The sequence below is a fragment of the Subtercola boreus genome, from assembly GCF_003399645.1.
Lineage (GTDB): Bacteria > Actinomycetota > Actinomycetes > Actinomycetales > Microbacteriaceae > Subtercola > Subtercola boreus_A.
In genome coordinates, this window is sequence record NZ_NBXD01000006.1 from 1 (window position 1) to 24,490 (window position 24,490).

22 protein-coding genes and 1 pseudogene are annotated in these 24,490 nt (G+C 60.1%); 6 read left to right on the plus strand and 17 right to left on the minus strand.

The window, feature by feature from the left end; all coding sequences use genetic code 11:
- Positions 1-562: 562 nt before the first annotated feature.
- From B7R24_RS02170 to B7R24_RS02215, 10 genes are all read right to left on the minus strand, one after another.
- The gene (locus tag B7R24_RS02170; RefSeq protein ID WP_116429905.1) at positions 563-1,339 is read right to left on the minus strand and encodes a GIY-YIG nuclease family protein; all 777 of its coding nucleotides are present in this window, start codon (positions 1,337-1,339) and stop codon (positions 563-565) included.
- Positions 1,340-1,503: 164 nt separating this feature from the next.
- A complete protein-coding gene (locus B7R24_RS02175; protein ID WP_116417358.1) occupies positions 1,504-2,601 on the minus strand; it encodes a hypothetical protein in 1,098 nt (365 codons plus the stop codon).
- A gap of 110 nt (positions 2,602-2,711) precedes the next feature.
- On the minus strand, positions 2,712-2,936 hold the full coding sequence (locus B7R24_RS02180) for a recombinase family protein (RefSeq protein WP_367302601.1): 225 nt from the start codon (positions 2,934-2,936) through the stop codon (positions 2,712-2,714).
- A gap of 318 nt (positions 2,937-3,254) precedes the next feature.
- Complete coding sequence (locus B7R24_RS02185) at positions 3,255-4,115, minus strand: SMP-30/gluconolactonase/LRE family protein (RefSeq protein WP_116417359.1); 861 nt, start codon at positions 4,113-4,115, stop codon at positions 3,255-3,257.
- A 6-nt stretch (positions 4,116-4,121) separates the two neighbouring features.
- Positions 4,122-5,069: a sugar kinase gene (locus B7R24_RS02190; RefSeq protein ID WP_367302602.1), complete on the minus strand. Its 948-nt coding sequence runs from the start codon at positions 5,067-5,069 to the stop codon at positions 4,122-4,124.
- Positions 5,051-5,647, minus strand: a complete 597-nt coding sequence (locus tag B7R24_RS02195; protein WP_253259231.1) for a bifunctional 4-hydroxy-2-oxoglutarate aldolase/2-dehydro-3-deoxy-phosphogluconate aldolase — start codon at positions 5,645-5,647, stop codon at positions 5,051-5,053. Before B7R24_RS02195 ends, B7R24_RS02190 begins: the two co-directional genes overlap by 19 nt.
- A 40-nt stretch (positions 5,648-5,687) precedes the next feature.
- Positions 5,688-6,515 carry an NAD-dependent epimerase/dehydratase family protein gene (locus B7R24_RS02200; protein WP_116417361.1) on the minus strand — a complete coding sequence of 276 codons (828 nt, stop codon included), beginning with the start codon at positions 6,513-6,515 and terminating at the stop codon, positions 5,688-5,690.
- Positions 6,516-6,534: 19 nt separating this feature from the next.
- The gene (locus tag B7R24_RS02205; RefSeq protein WP_172582672.1) at positions 6,535-7,362 is read right to left on the minus strand and encodes a carbohydrate ABC transporter permease; all 828 of its coding nucleotides are present in this window, start codon (positions 7,360-7,362) and stop codon (positions 6,535-6,537) included.
- Positions 7,355-8,254 (minus strand): carbohydrate ABC transporter permease, encoded by a 900-nt coding sequence (locus tag B7R24_RS02210; protein ID WP_172582673.1) that lies wholly within the window; start codon positions 8,252-8,254, stop codon positions 7,355-7,357. The genes B7R24_RS02205 and B7R24_RS02210 overlap by 8 nt, the downstream gene beginning before the upstream one ends.
- Before the next feature lie 147 nt (positions 8,255-8,401).
- Positions 8,402-9,529 (minus strand): extracellular solute-binding protein, encoded by a 1,128-nt coding sequence (locus B7R24_RS02215; protein ID WP_172582674.1) that lies wholly within the window; start codon positions 9,527-9,529, stop codon positions 8,402-8,404.
- A gap of 279 nt (positions 9,530-9,808) precedes the next feature.
- Between B7R24_RS02215 and B7R24_RS02220 the strand changes: the two genes are divergently transcribed.
- The 6 genes and pseudogenes from B7R24_RS02220 to B7R24_RS17940 form a co-directional block, all read left to right on the plus strand.
- The gene (locus B7R24_RS02220; RefSeq protein ID WP_216364022.1) at positions 9,809-10,891 is read left to right on the plus strand and encodes a glycoside hydrolase family 5 protein; all 1,083 of its coding nucleotides are present in this window, start codon (positions 9,809-9,811) and stop codon (positions 10,889-10,891) included.
- On the plus strand, positions 10,891-11,670 hold the full coding sequence (locus B7R24_RS02225) for an IclR family transcriptional regulator (protein WP_116417366.1): 780 nt from the start codon (positions 10,891-10,893) through the stop codon (positions 11,668-11,670). The genes B7R24_RS02220 and B7R24_RS02225 overlap by 1 nt, the downstream gene beginning before the upstream one ends.
- A gap of 64 nt (positions 11,671-11,734) precedes the next feature.
- A complete protein-coding gene (locus tag B7R24_RS02230) occupies positions 11,735-12,712 on the plus strand; it encodes a mannonate dehydratase (RefSeq protein ID WP_116417367.1) in 978 nt (325 codons plus the stop codon).
- Between the two features lie 58 nt (positions 12,713-12,770).
- Positions 12,771-13,592 (plus strand): RraA family protein, encoded by an 822-nt coding sequence (locus B7R24_RS02235; RefSeq protein WP_116417368.1) that lies wholly within the window; start codon positions 12,771-12,773, stop codon positions 13,590-13,592.
- Between the two features lie 19 nt (positions 13,593-13,611).
- Positions 13,612-14,589: an aldose 1-epimerase gene (locus B7R24_RS02240; RefSeq protein WP_116417369.1), complete on the plus strand. Its 978-nt coding sequence runs from the start codon at positions 13,612-13,614 to the stop codon at positions 14,587-14,589.
- A gap of 30 nt (positions 14,590-14,619) precedes the next feature.
- Positions 14,620-14,977, plus strand: a pseudogene (locus tag B7R24_RS17940) (transposase); the annotation flags it as partial.
- Between the two features lie 14 nt (positions 14,978-14,991).
- Here B7R24_RS17940 and B7R24_RS02250 read toward each other — a convergent pair.
- The 7 genes from B7R24_RS02250 to B7R24_RS02280 form a co-directional block, all read right to left on the minus strand.
- Positions 14,992-15,942, minus strand: coding sequence for an ROK family protein (locus B7R24_RS02250; protein ID WP_253259232.1), 951 nt, complete (start codon positions 15,940-15,942; stop codon positions 14,992-14,994).
- Positions 15,939-17,600 carry an ABC transporter ATP-binding protein gene (locus tag B7R24_RS02255; protein WP_116417372.1) on the minus strand — a complete coding sequence of 554 codons (1,662 nt, stop codon included), beginning with the start codon at positions 17,598-17,600 and terminating at the stop codon, positions 15,939-15,941. Before B7R24_RS02255 ends, B7R24_RS02250 begins: the two co-directional genes overlap by 4 nt.
- A 109-nt stretch (positions 17,601-17,709) precedes the next feature.
- A complete protein-coding gene (locus tag B7R24_RS02260) occupies positions 17,710-18,663 on the minus strand; it encodes a glycoside hydrolase family 113 (protein ID WP_116417373.1) in 954 nt (317 codons plus the stop codon).
- Positions 18,660-21,158 carry a glycoside hydrolase family 2 protein gene (locus B7R24_RS02265; RefSeq protein WP_116417374.1) on the minus strand — a complete coding sequence of 833 codons (2,499 nt, stop codon included), beginning with the start codon at positions 21,156-21,158 and terminating at the stop codon, positions 18,660-18,662. The genes B7R24_RS02260 and B7R24_RS02265 overlap by 4 nt, the downstream gene beginning before the upstream one ends.
- On the minus strand, positions 21,155-22,051 hold the full coding sequence (locus B7R24_RS02270; RefSeq protein WP_116417375.1) for a carbohydrate ABC transporter permease: 897 nt from the start codon (positions 22,049-22,051) through the stop codon (positions 21,155-21,157). The genes B7R24_RS02265 and B7R24_RS02270 overlap by 4 nt, the downstream gene beginning before the upstream one ends.
- Positions 22,048-23,010 (minus strand): carbohydrate ABC transporter permease, encoded by a 963-nt coding sequence (locus B7R24_RS02275; RefSeq protein WP_116417376.1) that lies wholly within the window; start codon positions 23,008-23,010, stop codon positions 22,048-22,050. The genes B7R24_RS02270 and B7R24_RS02275 overlap by 4 nt, the downstream gene beginning before the upstream one ends.
- A gap of 125 nt (positions 23,011-23,135) precedes the next feature.
- A complete protein-coding gene (locus B7R24_RS02280; RefSeq protein ID WP_253259237.1) occupies positions 23,136-24,470 on the minus strand; it encodes an ABC transporter substrate-binding protein in 1,335 nt (444 codons plus the stop codon).
- Positions 24,471-24,490 lie beyond the last annotated feature (20 nt).

The window sequence follows — 24,490 nt, forward strand, 5'->3', positions numbered from 1 at the left end:
CCGCAACCACACCGCAGCATCCGACGAACTACGCCGCATCACCACCGGCACAAACCTGCGCTAACCTAACCCCGCGACCTGGGGAGTTTCAACGAGCAGGACTGGGGAAATTCGCTGAGCGCCGTCAGTGCCTCGACGACCGACGCCATCCGTCTCGTCAGATGATCAAGGAAGCGCTACCGTTTCGGCATTGGAGTGCTGTGTTGGTCAGTCGGCGCGGCTTGAGCTTTCCCGGGCACGGAATGTTGCACGTCTACAGACGCTGCGGAGTTGTTGCGTCTGTGCTGGCGATACGCCCGTAGGCCAGACGGGCCAATTCTGGCGATTGGGATTTTGCGTAGAGGCGTGCGGATGATCGACGCATGAGTTTGAGGGCAAGTTCTCGCATTGGTTCGAGAAGGTCGACAGCTTCGAAGTCTGCGCTGAGGGTTCCGATGGGCATCACTATCTGGTCTGTGCGGGTACCGATGGCGCGGGCTCCTGATCGTGAAACGTCTAGCCACGACAGGCACTCCCCCGTGGGCCATTCAAACGCGTAACCGTCGTCCGGTTCACCGTCCGCCTATCCCATGGTTCCGACCGGGAGGCTCAGCACCGCTGCATGCTCGACAACGGCGACTCGGTCCTCGAGCACCATCTCAAGGGGGTACCGCGGGAAGTACAACAGCTCGAGATAGCCAACATTCAAGGTTGCGTACCGACCTCCCGATGTGGAAGGGAAATCGGACAGTGTCCAGTAGTCACCTTCCAGCTGCAGAGCGTTCGGGATGACGTTCGCAATAGCGACGGCGAGGTCATCAAGAACCGCATCAGCCACCGTTCGACCATCAAAGATGGTCGCTTTACTCTTTCGGCTCGCGGCCAGCCTGGTCGGGGTTTCGGACGATGATCGATCGGCCGCTTGAATGAATGACACGTGGTCAAAAGAGCCATGGCCTGTTGCCCAATGTTGTTGCTCTCGCACCGGGATTTCTGCGTCGAGCGCGCTTGGTAGGTCGTTGTCGATGTTGTAGACCCGGTTACGAATGTGATGGCCGGTGCGGCGTTCCCGGTCGATGATGGCTCGTTCCGCATCGGAGAGTTGGTTGGCGCGAACGTCTACAACCTGAACCGCGACAATGTCTTCCCAAGGTGAGTGGTGGGTGCCTCCGTGACGGTGCTGGGCAAAACGCCTCACAACGTTGATTGCCTGGCCGACGTACCGGTCACCGTTCTTGAATTCGAGAATGTAGATGACCGGACCGCGATCACGCAAAAGAGGCGCGACACTTTCGATGTCATCGACTTGATAGCGGTCAAAAATCAGACTCGCATAGTCGTCGGTTGAATCCCTTAACATCACACCCCCAAATGCTGTGCCGACCAGAGGCTTGAATGCTGTCCCAGCCCGGTACACGCTGTTGCACCCCACCGACACGGTTGTTGTTCAGTCTTGGAGCGGCTGCGTAGCGAAAGCAGTACCAGCATTCTCATTTTTTCTCAGCAGTTCGCGGAGGGAATCTACTACGCTGTCGATTCCGCGAACCGGTTGCGGAGTTCGGTGATAACTGCGCTCTCGAACTTGTTGACGTCACCGTCGATCTCAGCGGTTTTTTGGGCGACGTCGATGAGGTCGGCGAGGTCACCGTTCTCGTCTCCGAGCCGTTGCCAGATCTCGTCCATGTCGATGTCAATGACCCGTTCGAGGTCGTCTTCGGTGACGCCATGTTTCTCGTTAGCGAGTTTGGTGAGCTGCTTCATAAGCAGTGCCTCGTCGTCCGTCACCTTGCCATCGGCCATGATCAGCATCCACGCGACCCAAAGCAGCGATTGAGGATGCTCAGTGCGAGTCGAGAGCCGGTCTGCGACCTCGGTGACTCGTGCGTCGTTCCGGAAGACGGCTCTGGCGTGTCTCCCCGCAAGCAAGGTTGTGTAGAAATTGATCCCCACAGACAGTGGCACCCCGACAAGGGGAATGCCGACTTTAATGACATTTCGCTGCAAAAGATACTTACCAATTACGGGGAGGGCTTTGCCCGCCTCGATCGTCGCCCCCTTATAGAAGGCTCTAACCATGGGTTTGACGATTGCCGGGACAGCTTTCAGGAGTCCCTCGCTCGCAGCTTGGGTGGTTTTGATCGTGAAAGCGACGCGAAGGAGTTTGAAGAGGTCATCCGGGTCATCAAGATTCAGGGGAACCCTATAAAGCACTGCGATGTCGTAGGCGAGGAGCATTTGCAGCCGTGCGGTGTAAGCGACGTCCACGAGCAAGGTGACAGCCGCAGCGGGAATCATGACCGGCGCCGCCACCAACGAAGTCATAGCCGCGGCGCTATAAGCGCTGGCAGAGAGGCCACCCTCGATCGCTGCGTAACGCGCAGCGATCTTGATCCGCTGATCAACAATCGCATCAGCCGGCACCCCCGGATACTTTGCTTTGAACCAGGCTGCGTCTACCTTGGCCGTGTAAGCGTCCAGAGCGTGACCCAGGAGCTTCGTGAACCAGTTCCCCGAGGCGATATCGCTCGGGTCGAGGGACTTAATAAAACCACGAAGTTCCTCCCGATCCCGATCTACTTCTTCGCGTTCGTCATCGGTTGATTCGATCGCGTTTGCATTCATGCCAGGCCCCCAGTGTTCGCCTTCAGATTAACCTCTCGATCCTCGCACGAGCGGTCCTCAAAAACTTCAAGAGAAGTCCCTGGTTTTTGGCGATCCCTATGCCGGCAGATCTACCGCGGCACCCGAAGACTTGCGCCTCTCCCCCGGAGTTCGTTCAGTAAGGCGCGCATGTCTTGTATTGACCTCCCTAACCGGTCAAGAGTGGTCCCAACAAAACTGTCACCGTCGTAAAGAGCATCCAACGCCCGGTCAAACTCCGGCCGGCTTGCCCGCGCCCCGCTCTCCCCGCGATCGATGTGCAGGTCATCCCGGCGGACCCCAGCCGCAATGAAGATCTTTTCCCTTCCGGCCCGTGTGCTGGTTCTTCGTCACTACCCGCGCATACCCAATTAGCCGACTCGGCACACACTCCCCACCCGTCTCACAACCATGCATGACTGCAGAAATTCTGTATCGAAGTCACGAGACATAGATGTGACAATCTGGTCGTTTCATCGGAGTCCTGTAACCTCGCGGAACCAGACCTATATAAGAAGAACGACTATGCGGCCGAAGAGACGTCTCGCATCTCTAGGGATACGAGACTGAGGGATTCATGTGACGAAGTGTATCCCGGCGACTCGGCAGGGCTCGTTGGAGGGTTGATTTGGCGGTCAGGCTCCGAATGCGGCTACAGGCACACCTCGGGTGCCTGTAGCGATTCGGAACACGCTCCCCGCCAGCGGTTCTGCGCGTAGAGTCGCGGCGTCGAGACCTGCCCGTGCCGACGTCACATAGAGTGTGCCGTCGGGGGCGAAGGCACAGCTGGAAGGTTGACTGACCGGCATATCTATTGTGAGCATTAAGCGGCCAGCATGGTCGAATCGGTGGATGGCCGACCCGCCCCACGCTGCGACCCAGAGGCATCCGTCCATATCGACAGCGAGGCCGTCAGGTACGCCGGAGTCAATGGTAGCGAGGGGCCGGAACTCGCCGATCTCCCCGTGCTCTAGGTCAAAATTTGCGTTCATGACCGTGCCTGCTTTGCTGTCAGCTAGATACATCGTGTTGGCTTCAGCGTTCCAACCTAATCCGTTCGGGAGGGTGAGGTTTTCGTACATGAGTGTGCTGGGTGACACGCCGTCCCAACGGTGTAATGCGCCCCGACCTGGCACGAAGTCGAGTGTGGTGCTGCCGGCCCACATTCGTCCGAGCGGATCGCATTTCGCATCATTCATGCGGGTGTTGGAGGCAGGAAGCACGGGATCGACGACGTCGAGTACGCCGTCGACGACGAGTCCGAATCCTTCGGCAACAGCAACCGCAAAACCTGGCTGGTTAGCCCGTGGTGCGGCGGCGCCAAGAACCGTCCCCAGACTCCACCGGCGTTCGACCCCGCGGGCTAGATCGCTTTGAAAGTGGTATCCGTTGGCTAGATCCACCCAGCACATTTGGCCGGTTCGTGAGTCAAAGACGGGGCCTTCACCGATTTCAGCCTCCACGCGGATGGCTACTTGCAGTTCGCCGATTCTCATGTCTTCTTATCGGTTGACCGGGTCGGCGTGGACGCGCTCAAGCTCAGCCCAGGAGGGGGCTCCCTCCCAATCGCCGGGGTTGGAACACGCGGCAGCGCCGGCAATGGTTGCCACACGGAGTCGTTGTTGGACGGCTTCACCTCGTAAAACCTCGGCCAAATATCCTGCGACAAAGGCGTCGCCCGCCCCGACGGTATCAACGACCTCCACCGGTTGGGCGGCGCACCGGCGCACGACGCCGTTCTCAAGCGCGATCGCGCCGAGAGCGCCAAGTTTGATCACAACCTGGGATGGCCCTCTCAACTGAAGCGCTGCGGCGAGTTCTTCGGGGGTGCCTGTACCGCCGACTAAAAGCCGCGCCTCGTCATCACCGGCGAAGAGAATGTCCGCACCGGCCGTCAGTGCCAAATGCGAGGTGACCGCCTCAGCGGAATCGCTCCAAAGACGAGAACGATGGTTGACGTCAACGGACACGAGCACGTCGGCCCGGCGCGCACGCGCCATCAGTTCGGTGACGGCTGCGGCTGCGGATCGGGAGAGCGCCGGGGTGATACCGGTGACGTGGAGCACGCCATAGTCTCTGATATTTACAGCATCGAGGTCGGCCATCTCGAGGCGACTACCCGCGCTCCCGACACGTAGATTCACTACGTCCGTGCGACCGGGCGCGGGCGTCGATTTCAGGAGCACTCCGGTCGCTCCGGCAGGGTCGATCGGAGCGATCACGTCGACGCCCTCCGCGCGGAGCTCGCGGACCACGCGACGGCCGACCGCATCGTTTCCGACCCGTCCGATCCAGGTGACGGCTGTGCCCAATCGAGCGAGGCCGATCGCGACGTTTACTTCGGCTCCTCCGGTACTCAAAACCATGTCGGACACCGTATCGAGGGTGCCGATGCCGCGAGCACGTACGATCCCAAGTCCCTCGCCGATGGTCAGGACGCGGGCGATAATTGGGTCACCAGCTTCGTGGCCTCACGGCTGAGTTCGGCGATCGTCTCGAAATCGCCGTCTGCGATCATCCGTCGGCTAGCCATCCAACTACCACTCACGGCGAACACGGCATCCGAAGATGCGTAGCTTGCGACGTTCTCTCGCGAGACACCACCGCTCGGCAAGAACTGCACCGAGGGAAATGGACCGGCGAGCTGTTCGATTGCGGCACGGCCGCCCGATGCCTCTGCGGGGAAGAACTTAAGATATTCGAGCCCGGACCGGAGGGCTCGCTGTACTTCCGTGGCCGTCGCCACTCCTGGCACCAGCGGAACGCCGTGGTGCGCACACCGTTCGATCACCTCGTCATCAAGGCCAGGAGACACAACGAACTGCGCGCCAGCATCCACTGCGCGATCCACATCTTCTGCGCTCAGCACGGTTCCAGCGCCGATCCTGAACCCGGGAATACGAGCAGCGGATTCGATAGCCAGGAGCGCCCCCGGAGTCCGCAAGGCGATTTCGGCGCAACCGATTCCACCCGCCAGTAAAGCGGAGACTAGCTCTGCCGTGCGCGCTGCGTTGTCGATCACGACCACGGGCACAAGAAGGTCAGTGAAGGGCCGGGGAAGCGGGCGCCTAGTCATGACCGGACCAGCCAAGAAGTTCGCGTGCGTTCCCGCAATCGAAGAAGCCCTCATCGCCAGTGAGCGAGTTACGCACTGGAACATGAGGAAAATGCTCAAAGGCGAGTTCCCGAGTCGGCAGGCGGAGCACGTTGCGGTCGGCGACGATGAAAAATCTTTCATGGCCGACGAAATCGACGGTGAGTGCCGCCAGAACTGCATCGACCCACATCTGATGAGTGGTGTAGCCCCAAAGGCCACGGCGGGCATCATCGGCGTACTCGCCGAAACACCAGCCCGCGGCTTCCTGATGACTGGCCATGAACATGTGAAGACGCAGACTGGCGACGCTCAGCTCAGGATGCAGCCGCACGATGGAATCCGCCTGAATTTCTCCAACCCACTTCGAGAGACTGTAAGGGTCCTCATTCCTGGTCGCGTGACCTTCGTCAATAGGGAAGAAGTCGAAGGCGGGATCTCGGCTCCAGGTGAGTCCGATCGCATTCACGCTCGACGCCATCAGGAGGCGACTGATCCCGAGTTCGGCGGCGACGGTAAGCGCGTTGTAGCTCGCGACAACATTCGTGTTGTGCACGAGTTGAGGTGGTGTTCCGGCCGGCTTTGATATTCCAGCAAGATGCACGATGGAGTCCGCGCCGTCACAAGCTGCGAGCAGCTCGCCATAGTCAGTCGCGTCCGCCCTGACGAAAGAAATGCCAGGAGAAAGATCCTGTTTCGGCGGCGAGGTATCAAGAACGAGTACTTCGTGCCCTGCCCGTGCGAGGGCACGGACGGTCACTTCTCCGACAGTGCCTGTTCCTCCGGTGACAGCTATCCTCATGGGCTTGGCCTCCGTCTCGTCAGTCCTTGATGGCGCCGGCGGTGAGACCGACGGAAATGTAGCGTTGCGCTCCTACGAGGAGGATCATCGCGGGCACCAGCGCGATCGTTGATGTCGCCATGATCCCGCCCCAGTTGGTCTGGAAGTTGCCGACGAATTGGAAGATGCTCAGCGATAGTGGCGTGATGGTGCCGTTCGTATTCAGGGTGAGCGCCCAAAGAAAGTCGCCCCATGCGAAGAGGAAGCTGAACAGGGCCGCGGCCACTATGGCCGAGCGTGTAGTTGGCACAATTACCGAGAAGAGAGTGCGCCACTCACCGGCGCCGTCGAGGTGGGCAGCCTCGCGAAGCGATCCTGGGATGCCGCTCATGAACGCTGTCAGCAGCAGGATAGTGAACGGCACTCCCGCAGCGCTGTTCGCGATCACCAAGCCGACGATCGAATTCAGCAGTCCTAGGCGAGAGAAGGTCAGAAAGAGGGGTGTTGCCACCATCACACCCGGTACTACTTGGGTGATGAGGATGAGGAACATTGCAATTGCGACCCACCTCCAACGGAATACGGCGAGGGCGTAGGCCGCGGGAATACCTATGGCCAGCGACAGCGCGGCTGTGAAGATCGCGATGACTAGCGTAGTGAGTAGCGGTCCGATCTGGGAACTTATCGATGAGTAATTCTCGAGGGTGAAGGTCTGTGGGATCAGCGACGCCACCGGCGCATAGAAGTCCGCCGTCGGCTGGAAGGACGAGAGAACGACCCACACCAAAGGGAAGAGCAGAACCAACAGGATCGCGATCCCGATCAGCGTCAGGCCATAGCCGCGAGAGCGGCGCCAGAACTTATGCATTGCTCTGCTTCCTCTGTACGAGCGTGTACACAACGATGATGATTGCCGACGCGAGGAACAAGAAGTCCGCGACCGCAGCTCCTTGTCCGAAAGCATTGCTATTGAACGAGAGCGTGTACGACCAGGTTGAAAGCAGCTGCGAGGAGTTGCCTGGCCCGCCTTGGGTGAGTGTCCAGATGAGATCGAACTGCTTGAGCGTGTAGACGAAGCCGAGCACGAGAAGGACAGCGATGACCGGCCCGAGCGCCGGCAAGGTAACGTGCCGGAAACGCTGCCAATAGCCTGCGCCGTCGAGCTGGGCGGCCTCGTAGCGGTCGACTGGGACGCTCTGCAATCCCGAATGCAGTAGCACGAGGTTGAAGGCGATGCCGATCCAGATGTTAATAATGATGACCGACACGAGCGCGGTGTCCGAGGATGTCAACCAGTGAACCGGGGGGATTCCAACCACGCCAAGTAGCTGGTTGGCGAATCCGCTCGGATCTTTGAAGATGAATCTCCAGGCCGTGGTGGCGACAATCGAGGGAACCAGCCAGGGCAGCACCAGAAGCGCCCTGATGGCCTTGCTCAGTGGGAAAACATTGTAGAAGAACAGGGCCAAGGCCATACCGATGACGAACTGGATGGCAATCGAAGCGACTGTGAAGATCGCGGTGTTCCTGGCGGCACTAGCGAAGTTGGGGTCAGCCAGTACAGCGGTTATGTTATCCAGACCAACAAACTCCGACACCCCCGAAATCATCGACACGAGGTCGAAAGACTGAAACGTGAGCCAAAGGTTGAATCCGATTGGGTATCCAAAGACCAACGCGAGAAACACCGCCACCGGCACGATGAACAACAGCCGCATGAGAGCGGCACGCCGCTGGTACGACGATCGGCGCGGACGCATCCGACGAGTCCCGGCGGCCTTTGATGGGGTACCGAGAGATGGCGCGAGAGTGTGAGTCATAAAAGTTTCTGTCCGTGGTCCGTGGTCCGTGGTCCGTGGTCCGTAGGGCGGGCAGGGCGCAGACGGCCCCGCCCGCGGGTCGGTTTGCTACTTGTCGGCCGCGGCGGCGGAGGTCTGGGCCGTCTTCATGGCCTCCTCAGGAGTCGCTGCCCCCGTGGCGATCTGCTGGAGTGCAGTCGATACGGCGACCGTTCGAGACTGATAGTTCGGCCCGACCTCCTCCGTGCGACCGCGGGAGTCGGCCAGCTGGTCAGAGAGCACCTGCAGGTAAGGCGTCGCCTTTAGCACTGCGGCCTGAGCAGGGATATACGAGGGTAGGTATCCGAGGAACTCATCTCGCTCGGCGAGCCCCGCGGTGTCGCTGGACCACGAGACGATGCAATCGTTGACGGCCTTTAGCGCGTCACCGGTGGCACTGGCACCCGCAGCCATCACCTCCCCGCCGAATGGCACGACGGGCGCGTCGCCGCTCTTGCTGACCTGGGTCGTGATGCCGATATCAACGCCCGCATCCTTCGCCTCGGAGAGAAGTTTGCTTAACGTCCAGGTACCGACCTGCGCCATTGCAAGACGCCCAGCGGCGACCTCACTGATGAGGTTGTCGGACTGCCACTGCAGGGACGCCTGAGGAGCCGTACCGTCTTTGAGGAAGGAGGCCCAGAAGGTTGCGGATTCAACCGCCGCGGGTGAGTCGAGCTTGGCGATCGAGCCGCCTGCCGACCATAGCTGAGCCCAGTAGTTCCATGACAACGTCTCACCACCCTGGAAGGTCTGGCCGAAACCGTAGCGGTCACTTGTAGTGAGCGCTTTGGCAGCGGCGGTGAGGGTGTCCCACGACGTGGGGACCGCGAGACCGGCATCGGCGAGAAGCTTCTTGTTGTAGACAATCACTTCGCCGTTGTTGCCGACGGGGAGACCGTATTGTTTTCCGTCGAACTGTCCGGACTTCAGGGGTCCTTCGACGAAGTCGCTCGCGCTCAACGAACCAAGGGTGATGGGCGCGAGCGCTTTTGCGTTCGCGAGCCCCGCAATCATCTGGTTGTCTGCAAGGATCACAGCCGGACCGCTGCCGCTGGCGGTGAGCTGCACCGCTTTGTTGAGCAAATCGTTGGCAGGCACCTGGAGTTGCTCGAAGGTATATCCGGTGTCAGCTGAGCACTGGTCGAAGAACTTTTTGTACATCGGCACCTGATCACCCTGGGCGTAGGTGAGCACCTGGAGCGTTTTGGAACCGGAATCTCCGCCTGTGGCGCTACAGCCGGCCAAGACGAGCGCTGTCGCGGACAGTGCCGCTGCAATTGCTAGGACCTTCTTCATGTACTTCCATACCCCTTCGTATGAGACGACTCGTATGAGGTGCCGCCCGGACTCGGCGCGAATGTGCCGCTGTGTGGAGCCAAGCTAACACACTCGTAGCATTTATCACAACGGTGTTGTAGTATGTGAGACGACCTAGTATCAATGTCGAATGGGGACTTTTCAGTGAAAAATCTTGTGAATGATCTGGGCGCGCCGTGGTACGGCTTCAACTTTCAATGGATTTTCCGGGAGGACTTCGAGGCTCCGCGCCCGATTCCTGCAGACGAGAAGGCTCTGGATGCAGTCGCCGACTGGGGATTTAATTTCGTACGGGTTCCGGCTGACTATCGCTTCTGGGCATCCAGTGAGACTTATGAGATCCGCGACGAGGGTCCGCTTCAACTAATCGACGGTTACGTCGAGCAATGCCGCGCACGGGGCCTTCATCTTTCTTTGAACCTGCATCGCGTGCCCGGCTACTGCATCAATGGCGCCCAGTTAGAGAGCCGCAATTTGTGGACCGATGAAGTGGCGCAGGATGCTGTGTGCGCTATGTGGCGCGGGTTCGCCGAACGATACCGTGATGTACCGAGCGAAGTGCTCAGTTTCGATCTGATCAACGAACTCCCCAGCGTTGGCGCTAACGGCTTTACCCGAGATATCCATCAGAGCATCATCAGGAGAATCGCTGGTGAAATTCGTGATGTTACGCCGGATCGTACGATTGTGATCGACGGCATAGACGGCGGCCACACCGCCATTCCTGAGCTTGCCGATGTATCTGACGTGCAGAGTGGGCGCGGCTACGCGCCCACCGGGCTGAGTCACTTCGGAGCGGATTGGTGGGATATCGCCTCTGGGCTCGAGCCCGACGAAACCGTTCGCGCCCGGCTCGCGTCTGCACGCGACGAATGGTGGGCGCAGGCTACCGGTGGCGTAGGCCCCGAGTATCCGGGCGAGATCCGTGGAAAGTGGTGGGATAAGGATGTCCTGCGCGAGCATTTCAATCAGTGGGATGCGGTCGAGCTGGGCGGGTCCCGCGTTCACATCGGCGAGATGGGCTGCTACCGCCGGCTCCCCAATGACACCGCTCTGCGGTGGATGTCCGACATGCTGGAGGTATTCCGTGTACGGCGATGGGGCTGGGCTCTCTGGAATTTTGATGGCCCGTTCGGCATCGTCAACAGCGGTCGCGAAGGCACACGCAAAGATAGGCAGAACGGCTACGAGTTCGACGGCGACATGCTCGATCTCCTCAAAGAAAAGAGGGCTGACTAATGCCAACTTCCCCACAAGACGACCTGGGTGCGGGAAGCGTACGAACCCGGGACAATTCGTCTTCTTTGACGATGCTGAAAGGATTGGCGATCCTCGAGTTCATCGCCAGCCACACTGAACCACTCGCGGTGGGAGACGTAGCCGTTGCGTTGGAAATGGACAAGTCCACGGTCTCGCGCATCCTGGCAGCGCTGCGCACGGCTGGCTATGTTCGCCAGGACCGTGACCGTCGTTATCAGCTCACCTCCAAACTGTTGTTCCTCACTCGCAACTTCATTCCTGCTGTACATCTCCGGGATGTCGCGAGAGAGGCTGCCGCATCGGTACACGAGCAATTCCAAGAGGCCGTGCACGTGGCGGCGATCGACATGGGTGAGATCGTCTTCGTCGACTTCCTCGACTCCCCTCTCGCAGTACGCACTCAGCTACCCACCATTCCCTCGCCGCTGCACCTCACCGCTATCGGCCACGCAGCGCTCTCACAAATGAATGGCAATGCACTCACGACGGCACTGCGCGAATCGGCGATCTCCGCCGGGGTCGCGCTTGCCGATGTCGACACTCTGCAACTCAGGACCTCGCTGGCCGAAGCGCAGATGCGCGGTTACGCCGTTTACCGCAACGGGGATGACGTCACCAGGCTGGCGGCGGCGATCCTAAACGAAACCGGGGATCCTGTCGGTGGCATTAGCGTCTCGGGGCCCGCCTTCCGTGTTGATCCGTGCGTTGAGGAAATCGGCAGTCGCCTCCACGCTGCAGTGTCCGTAGTCCACGGCTAAGCACTCTCGCCGGCCACCCAACTCACCCGAACACCCGTCCGACACAACTGAAGGAACCAACCGTATGCTCGAGCTCGCAGAGATGCTTCATCCGCAACTGGCAGGCACCCCCCTGTGGCCGTTAATGCGACAGGCCGGGATTACGCGCGCCGTTGGTACGTTTTACGGACAGGACAGACTCGATGAGACAGAAAAGCCTTGGGATTTCCTGCCGATGGTCCGCCTCAAGCAGCAGTACAACGACTTCGGCTTTGGCTTAGACGTGATCGAAGATCGCCCGCCGTTAAATCTCACCAAGCGCGGGCTGCCCGGCCGCGACGAAGAAATTGACCAGGTCATCACCCTGATCCAGAACATGGGTCGCCTTCAGATCCCGGTGTGGTGCTACCAGTGGATGGCAGACTTCAGCTGGCTTCGCACCTCGACGACGGTTCCGTCCCGGGGAGGTTCCACCGTGAGCGGCTTCGACCTCGCCCTAGTCGCCGACGCGCCACCAACGGAATTCGGGCCTCTCAGCGAGGAGCAGCTGTGGAGCAGCCTGAGCTATTTCCTCGACCGGGTCCTGCCCGTGGCAGAAGAAGCGGGTGTGACTCTGGCGATGCACCCGGATGACCCGCCCCGCACGCCAGTGCGCGGTGTCGGACGGATCATGAGCAGCATCGAAGGCTTCGACCGGCTCCTCACAATGAGCTCAAGTCCAGCCAACGCCATCACGTTCTGCCAGGGAAACTTCCGCCTCATGACCGATGATCTGCCCACTACAATCCACCGGTTTGGGGACCAGGGCAAAATCGCTTTTGTCCACATGCGCGATGTTGACGGCACCCGCGACCGATTCGTCGAGACCTGGCACGATGCGGGGCCAACCGACATGGCTGCATGCTTCGACGCGTACCGCGACATCGATTTCGACGGTGTAATGCGCGCGGATCACGTCCCCTCGCTAATCGGTGAGGAGGACCAGGTAGCAGGGTACGCCACACTCGGGCGTCTCTTCGCGGTGGGATACCTCCGCGGCCTCCAGCACGCCGCCTACCGCTAAACGCTCCCCTCCATTTAGGAGCCCTGCCACCACCACATCTCACCCCGAAAGGCACGCAATGCACATCCAACCGCCGTCCGACACCATGCTCGCCCTGACCTCAGAATGGACGGGCGAACGCTTCGACGACGGACGACCACGAGTCTCAGACGATGTACTCGAAGAGCTGCGAACCGCGACGACCGAGGCGATCTGGACGGTCCTTTGGGATGAAGGGTACGAACACCAATTTGAGGGCGGCTGGCTGATCACTCATCCCGCCAAGCGCCTCGTCGGCCGTGCGGTCACCGCGCAGTTCCTACCGCGTAGACCCGACCTGGACACCATCATGGTGACCACCGCCAATGATGAAGGTCGACCTACTCGATCGGAGAACCAGAACTGGCTTGTCGTTGAATCGTTGGTTGAGGGTGACGTCATGGTCGTCGACATCTTCGGAAAGATTTACGAAGGCACGGTGATCGGCGATCAGCTCGGCACTGCCATCGACAGCCGCACCAAGGCCGGGGCGGTCATCCACGGTGGAATCCGCGACCTTGAAGGGATATCCCAACTCTCCAACATCAACGTCTACTACCGCGGGACCGACCCAACACCCATTAGAAACGTCACACTCGCAGGTCTGAACATCCCCGTGCGAATAGGTGGCGCGACGGCGATGCCAGGTGACGTGGTTCTGGGAACACCCTCCGGTGTCCTGTTCATTCCGCCGCACCTAGCGGAGAGGGCTGCCCGGCTGAGCGCTGAGACAAAGCGCCGCGACCACTTCGCGAAGACCCGGCTCAGCGAGGGGGTCTACTCAACCTCTCAAATAGACGTCGAGATCTGGGCCGAGGAGATCGAGAGTGACTACACGTCCTGGCAGTCTGCGGTGCGGTAGCCCCCGCGAGAGGAACCCTATGTCATTCACGATCACTGAGACCCACTTCGACAACCTTCCATCATTAACAGTCACGGACGGCTCCACCCGAGTGGTTCTGACCATGCGCGGGGCCACCGTTATCTCATGGGTGGTCAATGACGTCGACCTCATCGACGGCTACGCCGATGAGGTCGAATTCCTGGCTCAAGCCGGGATGCGCAGCGCCATCATGATTCCGTTCAGTAACCGCATCGACAAAGGACGGTACGTCTTCGAAGGGCAAACGATTGACTTCCACACCGAGGATCGACGTCATGTCGGCGAGACGGTCATGCACGGCCTACTACGGCTCGAAGATTTCACAATCACGGGCAACGAAGTAAGCGACGTATCGGCGATCATTCACCTCGCCTGCCGCGCCTTACGGTCTGGCGCGTTCGCCGGGTATCCGTTCTTCGTCGATGTCACAATCGATCTGACGATCACCCGGAGTAGCATCGACTTTGTCGTCACCGGCCACAATCTTGGGGACACCGCGGCACCATTCGCAACCGGCTGGCACCCCTATTTTACGATCGGCGCGGCCCCGATTTCCGAGCTGATCGTGACGGTCCCCGCCGAAACCCGCGTTATTCCGGATTCAAACCTCATCCCTCTAGAAGGCGACCGCGCTTTCGAGAGGGTATCGGGTGAGTGGGACTTTCGTAATGCGAGGCCCATTGGATCCCAGTTCATTGACATGGCCTTCAGTGATCTTGTTCCGGCAGCGGACGGACTAATCCACTCGACCATCTCCGATCCGGACACGGGTCGCGCCATCGACGTCTGGCAAGATCGCGGACTACTCCACCTGTTCACGGCAGACAGCGTTCCACGTCCACGCGGGTCGTTCGCGATGGAACCGGTCGAAGTGATGACGAACTCGGTCAATCGTCCCGACCAGGCCGACGCTGTGATGTTGGTTCCAGGCGGCCGCCGGGCATTCCGATTCGGCGCCAGGACCTTTTTCAACTGATGAGAAGCAATCGTCCACGAACAAGCGTTGCCGTGGCTCCTGCCACTGCTTCACGACCTCAGAATTGTGCGCTCCGTCGGACGGCCCAGAACCCGACCCGAGAAGCTTCGCGGCAATAAGGCCTACTCCTCACGCGCTATCCGAACCCACCTGTGATCACGAGACATCGTGTCGGTGATCCCCGAACCCCGCGACCAGCAAGGCCACCGCGTCCACATACGATCCAGTCGACTACCAGAGCCGCAACGTGATCGAGCGAGGCTTCTGCCGGCTCAAGCACGGGCGAAGCCTGGCAACCCGGTGCGACAAACTCGCCGTCATCTACCGGGCAGCCGTCGCCCTCAACACCGTCATCGCCGGGCTAAGCCATTTAGGAGACACGCCCTAGTTCACTTGAGATCATCATCTGGGTTTGACCTCGGCGGCATTAGTCCATACGAGTGCCGCGGCACCGATCAATGGCCCATCCTCGTTAAGGCCTGTCGGAATTATCTGCATGTCTTGCACGTAGTCAAGTGGTGCGTGACGAAGCACGCTCTGTCGAATAAGCGCAAAGAGGTCTGGGGTGACGCGTGAGGATCCTCCGCCGATGACTACCATCTCAAGGTCAAGGAGCGTGCTCACTGAGGCCAGCGCACGCCCAATGGCTGATGCGCTTCGTTGAACAGCACGCACTGCTACGGTTTCGCCTTCCGCGTAGGAGATAGCGAGATCTTCACCAGTTCTGCCGTTCCATCCGAGCGTACGAGCCCACCTGACCGTGCTTGGCCCCGACGCGATTTCCTCTAGTGTGCATCCGCCAGTTGGCGCGGTATATCCAGCGACTTCAATCTGGCCGATATGTCCAGCATTGCCAGTTGCGCCGAGCGTCATTCGACCTCCGGTGATGATTCCGCCGCCTATTCCGGTTAAAACAATCATTCCGAGAACTGTGTCCCGTCCCATGGCCGCTCCGACCCAATGCTCGGCAAGAGCGATACATAGCCCATCGAGCCTGATCACCGCATTGGATTCGTATCCCATCTCCGCTGCCGCGGCCTCAACGAGGGAACGGATATCGAAGTCCTGCCAGACAGCTAAATTGACAGGTGACACCGACCCGCGCTTGAGGTTGATCGGCCCCGCACTCCCGACGCCGATTCCGCGCAGTTTCGAATCTCCCGGCATCGACGCCAGAGAATCTTGCACAACTGATCGGACTTGCAGCGCCAATGCCTCTGCAGTGCGTTGAGGGCCAGTCGGCTGCCGGTAGCGACTGGCCTCAAGCACCCGACCCTCGGCGTCGACGAGTGCAGCCTCCACTTTCGTACCGCCGCAATCGATTGAGAGAACGAGTTCGTCTGTTTGGGTCAAGATGTCTGGGCCTTCACGAGTTCTCGGTAGCGACCGTTCCGGGCCAGTAGCTCATTGTGCGAACCGACCTCCGCGATGCGACCCTGATCGAGTACGACTATGCGATCTGCTGATGCGATCGTAGAAAGCCTGTGGGCAACAATCAGGGTGGTGCGTCCGCCGATGAGTCGCTGGAGGGCTTGACGGACGAGTAGCTCGGATTCGCTGTCCAGAGCGGAGGTGGCCTCATCGAGCAGCAGGATTCGTGGGTCGCGGATGAGTGCACGGGCGATCGCGAACCGTTGCCGTTGACCGCCCGAGAGTCGTGATCCTCGTTCGCCGATGATGGTATCCCAGCCGTCGGCCATCTCAGCGACGACTTCTGTCGCGTTGGCATCTGCGAGAGCCTGGCGCACCTCGTCGTCGCTGGCGCCCACCAACCCGTGCGTGATGTTTTCGTGAACGGTGCCCTCGAAGAGCACAGACTCTTGGGGAACAACCGCGACGAAGGCCCGCAGGGTGCGCATGTCGAGTTCTGCCATATCCCGGCCGTCGAAAAGAATACGGCCTTCAGTCGGCCGCAGAAATCCCAGAACCAGATTGAGCAGCGTGGACTTACCAGACCCCGACGGGCCGACGAACGCGATTGTTTCACCGCGGCGGATGTGGAGGTCGATGCCGCAGAGTACCGGCCGAACGCCGTCTGAGTGCTCAAAGCCCACGTTTTCAAGACGCACATCGCCGTCTAGGGTCTTCACGACTGCTTTGCCGTTGTTCAATTCGATGTCTGGCTCTTCAAGCACCTCACAGATCGACTTCACCGACTCGATACCCCGAGTGATGACCGGGGCCAGAGAGAGCAGCGCGACGATGCTTCCGGTGAGGATTGTGAAGTAGGTGCTGAGCAGGACGACCTCCCCGGGGGTGATCGCGATGAATCCGGTGAGGGAGGCCAAAGCGGCACCCGTGAGGCAGAGCACGCCGAGGGATTGGTAGGAGATCCAGCTCAGAGCGCCGAAGGAGCCGTTGAGCCGGTCGAGTTTGAGGCCGGCGTCGCGCACTCCTTCTGCACTTCGACCGACGCGTTCAGCTGCGTCGGTTTCGAGACCGTGGGCCCGAGTGATGGGCATCAGTGTCGACATCTCCCCCACCCGCGCAGAGAGGTGCTCGATCGTGTGACGAAACTGTTCGTTGCGGGCGTTCGACCTGCGCCGAAGCCCTCTCACCAGGAGTGCGGCGACCGGAACCGCGATGAAGAAGACTGGCACGAAAGCAGGTACCCGGAGTGCAGTGACAACGATCGCCCCGGCGAGGACGAAGAAGGCAGAGAATCCGGTTTGGGCGGTCTGCTGCATCATCAGTTCGATGTTCTCCACATCACGGATGATTTTGGTCTGGATGATCGAGGAACTCGCCCGGGAGTGATACCCAATCGTGAGCTCCTGGAGTTGGTGGGTTAAACGGTTGCGGATATCCACAGCGAGCTGGCGCACGCTGCCCATGTACAGGGTCACGAAAACTATGTTGGTGGGAAAGTTCTGAATAAGGATGATCAGCGCGGCTCCCAGGAGCCACAACAGCTGCTGGGGAGAACCGTGCGTCACAACAATGTCGATCACCGAGGCGGTGATGACCGGGAGCACCCACTGCGGGCTGTCTTTGATACCGAAGACGAGCATGGATAAAACGATGCGCCTTCGGAACGGCCGCAACCACCCGATGAGGGTGCGGCCCGGATGTGCGGAGTCTGCTCCGGGGCTACGCCTTTCGGTCACACCGACGACCGGATCATCGACGTTGCCTCGCCGCGTAGTGACGCCGCACGATGTCTTCCGCCGGCTTACCGTAGATGCAGTAGTCGTCGTCAGCGCCCGCCGCCTCACGCACGTACAGTAGCGGTGGCCAGTCCCAGAGCATGAAGCCCTGCACCCAGCTCCGTTTCGCGCAGGTCTCGAACGCATCTTTGTACCATTCGGCCTGTTCCGCACCCGACACGGCGCCCTGCAGCGTCCAATCGTTTGGACGCGCAGCTGAGCCGGTACGGCTCGGACATCCCGACTCCATGAAGAAGAACGGTTTGTTCTCTCGGACCACAACGGCACCGATCCGCTCGAGCTGGGTGTCCCACTCCCCCAGCGGGTAATAGCCGCTGGACGAGATGACGTCGACCGCATCCCACCAGGTGACGCGGTCTTCCTGGTATTTGTCGCAGTTGTAAGTGATCAGACCGGTGAAGACTTCCCGCACTTCAGCGATCAGAGCGCGCCATTCAGTATCCCGCTTGTCTGTCTGGACCATCTCGCAGCCGACGCAGAGCATCTCGCAGCCCTCTTCCTCGGCGATGCGGGCATAGTGGATCATGAAGCGGGCAAAGGAAGAGAACCATTCGGCCCAGCTCGGCTCCCCCGGTACTTCTTCGTCGAAGAAGCCGATGAAGGCGCGCCATGTTCCGTCCGCGACGTTGACCACCGGCTTCAAACAGACCTTCAGACCCAACGCCTTCGACTCCCGAATCGCCCACCGTACCTCGTCATCGGTGACCGTGGGCTCATCGCCGAAGCGGATGTCGGTGGACTGCGCCGTCGCCTGCAACGCCCCGAGGGCAATCCCGACCCAGTTCACGTTGAGGTCAACCAATTTGGACAACGAGTCTGCCGCCTCAGCGGTGTTCCAGGTGCCCCTTACACCGGTCCAGCCCCACGTCATACCGCAGAACTGTTCGGTGGCCAGCTCCACCGTCATGCTGTGACCACGAGCTGGTTCGCGCTTCGCAGCACCGTCGATTTAGACCAGTCGGAGTGTTCGATCTGGGCATCGGATGTCACGGTGAACGTGATACTTTCCCCGGGCAGAAGTGTCACGATCTGATCATCGATGTGAGCCCGGACGTCGAGCTTGTCGACGAGGAGCGCAATGTCCCTGACGAGGTTGCCAGCGGTCACGGTGACGGCATATCCTCCCTCGACCGAGGATGAGCGGACGTTCAGCTCCGGCGCTTGAAGCTTCGATTCGCGATATTCGGTGAAGAACCAGAGCGCGCGCTGGCCACCGAGAGTGACCTCGAGCAGCTCGGACGAGGCATCATCTGGGGTCGCCGCAGCCAAGTCGATACGAATCGTCGCCGTTGTGCGCGCCGGAACCTCGCATTCCACCGCAGATGTTGCGAGCTCGGTACCGTCAAAGCGCAGTCGCCGCACAGTCGCCGTTCCCGACCAGGAACTCCCAGTGTCGTTGGAGGCGCTGGCGATCAATTCGTCGCCTCGGGGTTGCAGGGTGAGCATCCGATCGGAGTAGGCATGCTTGATCGCGTACAAAAGCGGTTTGGCTCTTCCGTCCCCGTCGATAGCAGCCCACGAGGTCACGGGCCAGCAGTCGTTGAGCTGCCAGACAATGGACCCCATGCAGTGCGGGGCGAGAGAGCGGAAGTGTTCGATCCCTGTCTGTACCGCAGTCGCCTGGTTCAAAGACATGGCCCAGTGCCAGTCGTCGATGTCATCGGGTAGCTCCAGATGCGCGACGAGACCGTCGATGAGTTTAACGTTTCCGTCTTGAGCCTTCTGGTGCACCAGCATGCCGGGAGATTCCGGGGTCAGCGGTGAGTCGGTAATCGAACGGGTCATCGTTGACCAGGTCGGTGGTCCCTGCCATCCGAATTCCCCGACGAACCTGGGGTTGTGGTCTCGGTAGTGCGGGTAGTCCTGCCTGTTCCAGAGCTCCCAGAGGTGCACGGAGCCATGGTTTGGATCGTTTGGGTGGTGCTCATCCGTGGGTGAGAACGGGCTGCTCGGGGTGTACCCCCGGGTGGGGTCGAGCTCGGCAAGGAGATTGGGCAGCAGGTCAAGGTAGTAGCCGAGTCCCCAGCTGCGCTCACCGAGACGCTTCTCCCATCCCCACTCCTGATAGCCCCAGATGTTCTCGTTGCTGCCGTTCCAGATCACCAGGCTGGGGTGCGGCATCAGCCGCACGATGTTGTCCCGCGCCTCAGCTTCGACTTCGGAACGCATGGGTTCTTCTTCGGAGTACGCGGCGCACGCGAAGAGGAAGTCCTGCCAGGTGAGCATGCCGAGCTCGTCGCAGACATCGTAGAAGTCGTCGCTTTCGTAGATCCCGCCGCCCCAGACCCGCAAGAGGTTGATGTTCGCATGGGTGGCCTGCACGATTCTCCGCTCATACCGTGCCCTATCGACCCGGTGCGGGAAAGCATCGTCGGGAATCCAATTGGCGCCCTTGATATAGATGGGCCGATCGTTGACGAGAATTGTGAAGGGGGTGCCCGACTCGTCAGGTTCAGTATCGATGCGGACGGTGCGGAACCCAATCCGGCCGCGCCACGAGTCGAGCTCGGCCTCACCGTCCGTGAGCACCACGTCAATGTCGTACAGGGGGTGCTCGCCGTGCCCGATCGGCCACCAGAGCTCAGCATCGTTGACAACGATTCTCGCTTCGGCCACGATTTCTCCCGGCTCGAGAGCCACGATTGCAGACATGTCGCCTACTGTGATGTGGGCTGACAGCGCGGATGCTGCGGGCGCAGTGGTTTCACCGCGTTCGATCTCCACCCGAACTGTCGCCACGCCGTCAGTCCCGTTCACCGTCACCGTCGGGCGCACCGATTGCAGACGCGCGCGCGACCAGCTCTGCAGGGTCACGCCACGCCAGAGACCGACCGTTGCGGTATCGGGTCCCCAGTCCCAGCCGAAGCTGCAGGCCATCTTGCGGATGGAGTTGTAGGGATGATGGTTCACGTGGGGGCGATACCCCTGCCGGAGGCTCTCACTGTCGGCGTACCTGACGGCAGAGTCGAACCGAACGGTCAACTCGTTCTTCCCCTTGTGAAGCAACGGCAAAACGTCGAATCGGTAGGTTCGGTGCATGTTCCGCGTCTCTGCGACCAGCGACCCGTTCAACGTGATCGATGCCACCGTGTCCAGGCCCTCGAAAACCAATTCGACGTTTTCTGCCCCGTCGTCGTCCCAGTCGAAGCTCGTGCGGTATTCCCAGTCGCAGGCGCCGATCCATGCCTGCAAGCGCTCGTGATCATCGAGATAGGGGTCTGTGATGAGCCCGGCGGCGAGGAGGTCAGTGTGTACGCTGCCCGGGACGCTCGCGCTGATCGATCGTCCCGCGACCGATGCCTCCACCGGACCCCCGACAGCTTCAACGCTCCAGCCGTCGTGAAGGCGACGGCTGGTCTTCGACTCGGTCACGGTTGGGTTGCGCGTCGTGGTGGTGTTCATTTGGTTGCCCCCTGGGTGAAGCCGTTGTAGATGAAGCGTTGGAGTACGAGAAAGATGATGAGTGTCGGGATGATCACGAGCAGCGCCCCGGCCGAGATGATCTCCCACTGCGATCCGTACGGTCCCTTGAAGGCGAACAACGCTGTGGAGATCACCGCGTTTTCCGGTGACGGAGCGTAGAGGAACGGTTGGTAGAACTCGTTGTAGATGGCGATGCCCTTGATGATGACGACTGTTGCGATCGCCGGCTTCAGCAGGGGAAGAATGACTCGCCAGTAGATGGTGAACTTGTTCGCGCCGTCAAGCATGGCGGCCTCATCGACATCTTTCGGGATCGACTGCATGAACTGCACGAAGATGTAGATCGAGATGATGTCAGTGCCCAGGTTCAGTGCGATCAGCGACAAGAGGGTGTCGTAGAGTCCGAGCCCATTGACGATCTGGAACGTTGCGACCTGCGTTGTCACGCTCGGCACGAGGGTCGCGACGAGGAAGAGGCCGATTACCACCTTCTTGAAACGGAAGTCGAACCTGTCGACCGCGTACGCCGTCATCGACCCGATGAGGATGGTGCCGACGAGTGAGACGACGAGGACGATGGTGGTGTTGGCGAAACCGACCGCCATGTTTCCGTCGGTGAAGGCGGTCGCGAAGTTGTCGAAGTTGAACCAGTTCTGAGGCAACTGCAGTGGCCCGGTCGTTGCGTACTCTGTTTTGGTTTTGAAAGCGGTGATGACCAGAACGATGAGCGGGAGAAGGGTCACCGCACTCGCTACCGTGAGGATGACGTATTTGGAGACAGTGCCGCCCAGCATGCCCGCTCGGCCCTGCCGCGATCGACGCGGATCGGCAGTCCGCTCCCGCGATGCGGGGCGGCGTGTGATGGTTGTCATGTGAGGTTGACCTCCTCGTCTGGAACCAGTTTTCGCTGGATGTAGGTAACGATCAGCACGATGATCAAGAGCACGACGGCCATTGCCGAGGCGAGTCCGACCTGCCGGTAGGTGAATGCCTGCTGGATGGTCTTGATGACGAAGGTGGTGCTGCCGTTCGTGCCCCCGGTGATGATGAAGGGGATCTCGAACACTGACAGGCTCCCGGAGATAGCGAGGATGAAAGAGAGGCTGATGATGCGTTTGATTCCGGGAATGATGATGAACCGGAACTGTTGGAACTTGTTCGCACCGTCCAGGTCGGCTGCCTCGTAGAGGGTCGCGGGAATGGACTGGATCGCCCCGAGGAACAGGATGAAGCTGAGACCGGTGTACCGCCAGATCGATGTCGAGGCGAGCGAGATGTTCACGATGTCCGGATTCCCGAGCCACTGCACCGTGAGTTGCTGCAGGCCGACGATCTTCAGCACACTGTCGAGCGTGCCGTTTGGCTGGAAGAAGTACAGGAACATGAGGCCGATGGCGACACCGTTGAGCAGGGTCGGGAAGAACAAGATCCCTTTGAACAAGTTCCGGAACCGTGTGCTGAAACTCAACACGGTGGCGAAATACAGGGCAAATCCCATCTGCAGGAACGACGCCACAATGTAGTACAGGCTGACCACGAATACGCGAAGGAATTCGGGCTTCGTGAAGATGTCGATGTAGTTCTGCAGACCGATGACGTTCTTGCTGAGATCGATTCCATCCCAGTCCGTGATGCTGTACCAGAACAGGTTCACGGCCGGAACATAAGTGAACACGAGCAGAAACGCGAGCGGAATGAGGAGAAAGAGATACGGCGTGATTCTGCGCTGCCGCACTCCCTTGCGTGGTGGGCGCTTTTTTCCCTCCACCACATCAAGGGATGCGCCAGCACCGGGGAGGATTCCCGCGTCAGTGCCAGTCACTTGAGACATCGTGCCTGTCCTTCCGGGGGGATCCCCCCCAACTGCATTGTCGGTTGACTGAACATGTCACCCCATTGCCCGGGTACGTGTCACCCGGGCAATACGATGCGTACGGGCTATCGGGATTGTGAGCCCTAGGACTTCACACTGTCGATGGCGTCGGCCCACTGTTTGTTCAGATCGGCGAAATACGAATTCATGTCGCCGTCGGCGGCACCACGAGCAATGTCGATCAGTTTCTGGCGGTAGAGCATGCCGAACAGATCGATCTGGGCCTTGTTGTAGATGTCTGAGTCCAGGCTCGGCTTGTCTGCGGCGTTCAGCTCGACGTACTGTACGTCAGCGTCGGTGAAGTCCTGCAGCGTGGAAGGGTTCGGTGAACCGACAACTGACGAAAGCGCCCCCGAGTCCGCCGCGAAGGTGGACTGCGTTGTGAACCAGTCGACCCAGGCGCGAGCTGCAGGCTTGTTCTTAGAGTTGACGTTCACCGCGACGTTGATGTCGCCGCCGATGGTGGAGTGAAATTTTCCGTCGACCTGGTACGGCATCGGCATGAAGCCGATGTCAGCCGGGTCTGCTCCCGCGTCTTTCGCCGCCTGCTGGAACTGCACGATCGCCCACGATCCCAGAACCGCTGACGCAACCTGGCCTGTGGCGAGCATGCCCTTGGAACCTTCCCACGCGGTCGTGGTCGGGTCGGGTTCACTCAGACCGTCGTGCACCACGTTGTAGAGCAACGCATCGGTGGTGTACTGCTCACTGCCGGCGCTCCAGGGCGCACGGTTCGTGTCTCTGTCGGATACGACGTTCGCGTCGTTGCTGAATCCCTGCTGACCCTGCCAGCTGCCAAGAGGCCAGCCGTCTTTGTAATTGGTGTAGTAGGGAATGGCGTCGGTCTTGCTCTTGATGAGCTTGAGGTCGGCGATAAATTCGTCTGGCGTCGTTGGGAGGCTGGTGACGCCGGCTTCCTTCCAGACGCGTTTGTTGTACACGATGCCGTTCGCGTTGCCGAAAGTGGGAAGCCCGTACTGCTTTCCATCAAAGGACTTATCGTTCAAAAAGCGGTACTTGTCTTTGAGTTGCGCCGTATCGCCGAGAGGTTCGAAGAACTGAGGCAATTGATCCGGCGTCACGGATGCCGGGATACCCAGCACGTCACCATAATTCTTGGTACTCAGCCGGGTGGTCACCTCATTCTCATAGTCGGTGATGCCCTGAACCTTGACGGTCACATCCGGGTAGAGCTTCTCGAAAGCCGCTGTGTACCCATCAAAGGTCTTGTCTTTGATGAGGTCGGTGCGATTCGTGAGCACCGTGATCTCTCCCGAAGGCTTCCCGTCGGTTGACTGGTTGTTCGCCGAACATCCGGCAAGCAAGAGGGCAGATATTGCCACTCCCGCGATTGCGATGTGCTTCTTTGCCATCTCTTGATCTCCTGATCTGTGTCGCCCTTGACGAGACAGCGTCATCGCCAAGTTGCGCTGCGTTC

What these genes read in the sequence shown, in the direction of transcription:
- B7R24_RS02170 (WP_116429905.1), bottom strand. Translation starts at nt 1,339, where the DNA reads ATGTTAAGGGATTCAACCGACGACTATGCGAGTCTGATTTTTGACCGC.
- B7R24_RS02175 (WP_116417358.1), bottom strand. Translation starts at nt 2,601, where the DNA reads ATGAATGCAAACGCGATCGAATCAACCGATGACGAACGCGAAGAAGTA.
- B7R24_RS02185 (WP_116417359.1), bottom strand. Translation starts at nt 4,115, where the DNA reads ATGAGAATCGGCGAACTGCAAGTAGCCATCCGCGTGGAGGCTGAAATC.
- B7R24_RS02200 (WP_116417361.1), bottom strand. Translation starts at nt 6,515, where the DNA reads ATGAGGATAGCTGTCACCGGAGGAACAGGCACTGTCGGAGAAGTGACC.
- B7R24_RS02205 (WP_172582672.1), bottom strand. Translation starts at nt 7,362, where the DNA reads ATGCATAAGTTCTGGCGCCGCTCTCGCGGCTATGGCCTGACGCTGATC.
- B7R24_RS02210 (WP_172582673.1), bottom strand. Translation starts at nt 8,254, where the DNA reads ATGCGTCCGCGCCGATCGTCGTACCAGCGGCGTGCCGCTCTCATGCGG.
- B7R24_RS02225 (WP_116417366.1), top strand. Translation starts at nt 10,891, where the DNA reads ATGCCAACTTCCCCACAAGACGACCTGGGTGCGGGAAGCGTACGAACC.
- B7R24_RS02230 (WP_116417367.1), top strand. Translation starts at nt 11,735, where the DNA reads ATGCTCGAGCTCGCAGAGATGCTTCATCCGCAACTGGCAGGCACCCCC.
- B7R24_RS02235 (WP_116417368.1), top strand. Translation starts at nt 12,771, where the DNA reads ATGCACATCCAACCGCCGTCCGACACCATGCTCGCCCTGACCTCAGAA.
- B7R24_RS02240 (WP_116417369.1), top strand. Translation starts at nt 13,612, where the DNA reads ATGTCATTCACGATCACTGAGACCCACTTCGACAACCTTCCATCATTA.
- B7R24_RS02255 (WP_116417372.1), bottom strand. Translation starts at nt 17,600, where the DNA reads ATGCTCGTCTTCGGTATCAAAGACAGCCCGCAGTGGGTGCTCCCGGTC.
- B7R24_RS02260 (WP_116417373.1), bottom strand. Translation starts at nt 18,663, where the DNA reads ATGACGGTGGAGCTGGCCACCGAACAGTTCTGCGGTATGACGTGGGGC.
- B7R24_RS02265 (WP_116417374.1), bottom strand. Translation starts at nt 21,158, where the DNA reads ATGAACACCACCACGACGCGCAACCCAACCGTGACCGAGTCGAAGACC.
- B7R24_RS02270 (WP_116417375.1), bottom strand. Translation starts at nt 22,051, where the DNA reads ATGACAACCATCACACGCCGCCCCGCATCGCGGGAGCGGACTGCCGAT.
- B7R24_RS02275 (WP_116417376.1), bottom strand. Translation starts at nt 23,010, where the DNA reads ATGTCTCAAGTGACTGGCACTGACGCGGGAATCCTCCCCGGTGCTGGC.
- B7R24_RS02280 (WP_253259237.1), bottom strand. Translation starts at nt 24,470, where the DNA reads ATGACGCTGTCTCGTCAAGGGCGACACAGATCAGGAGATCAAGAGATG.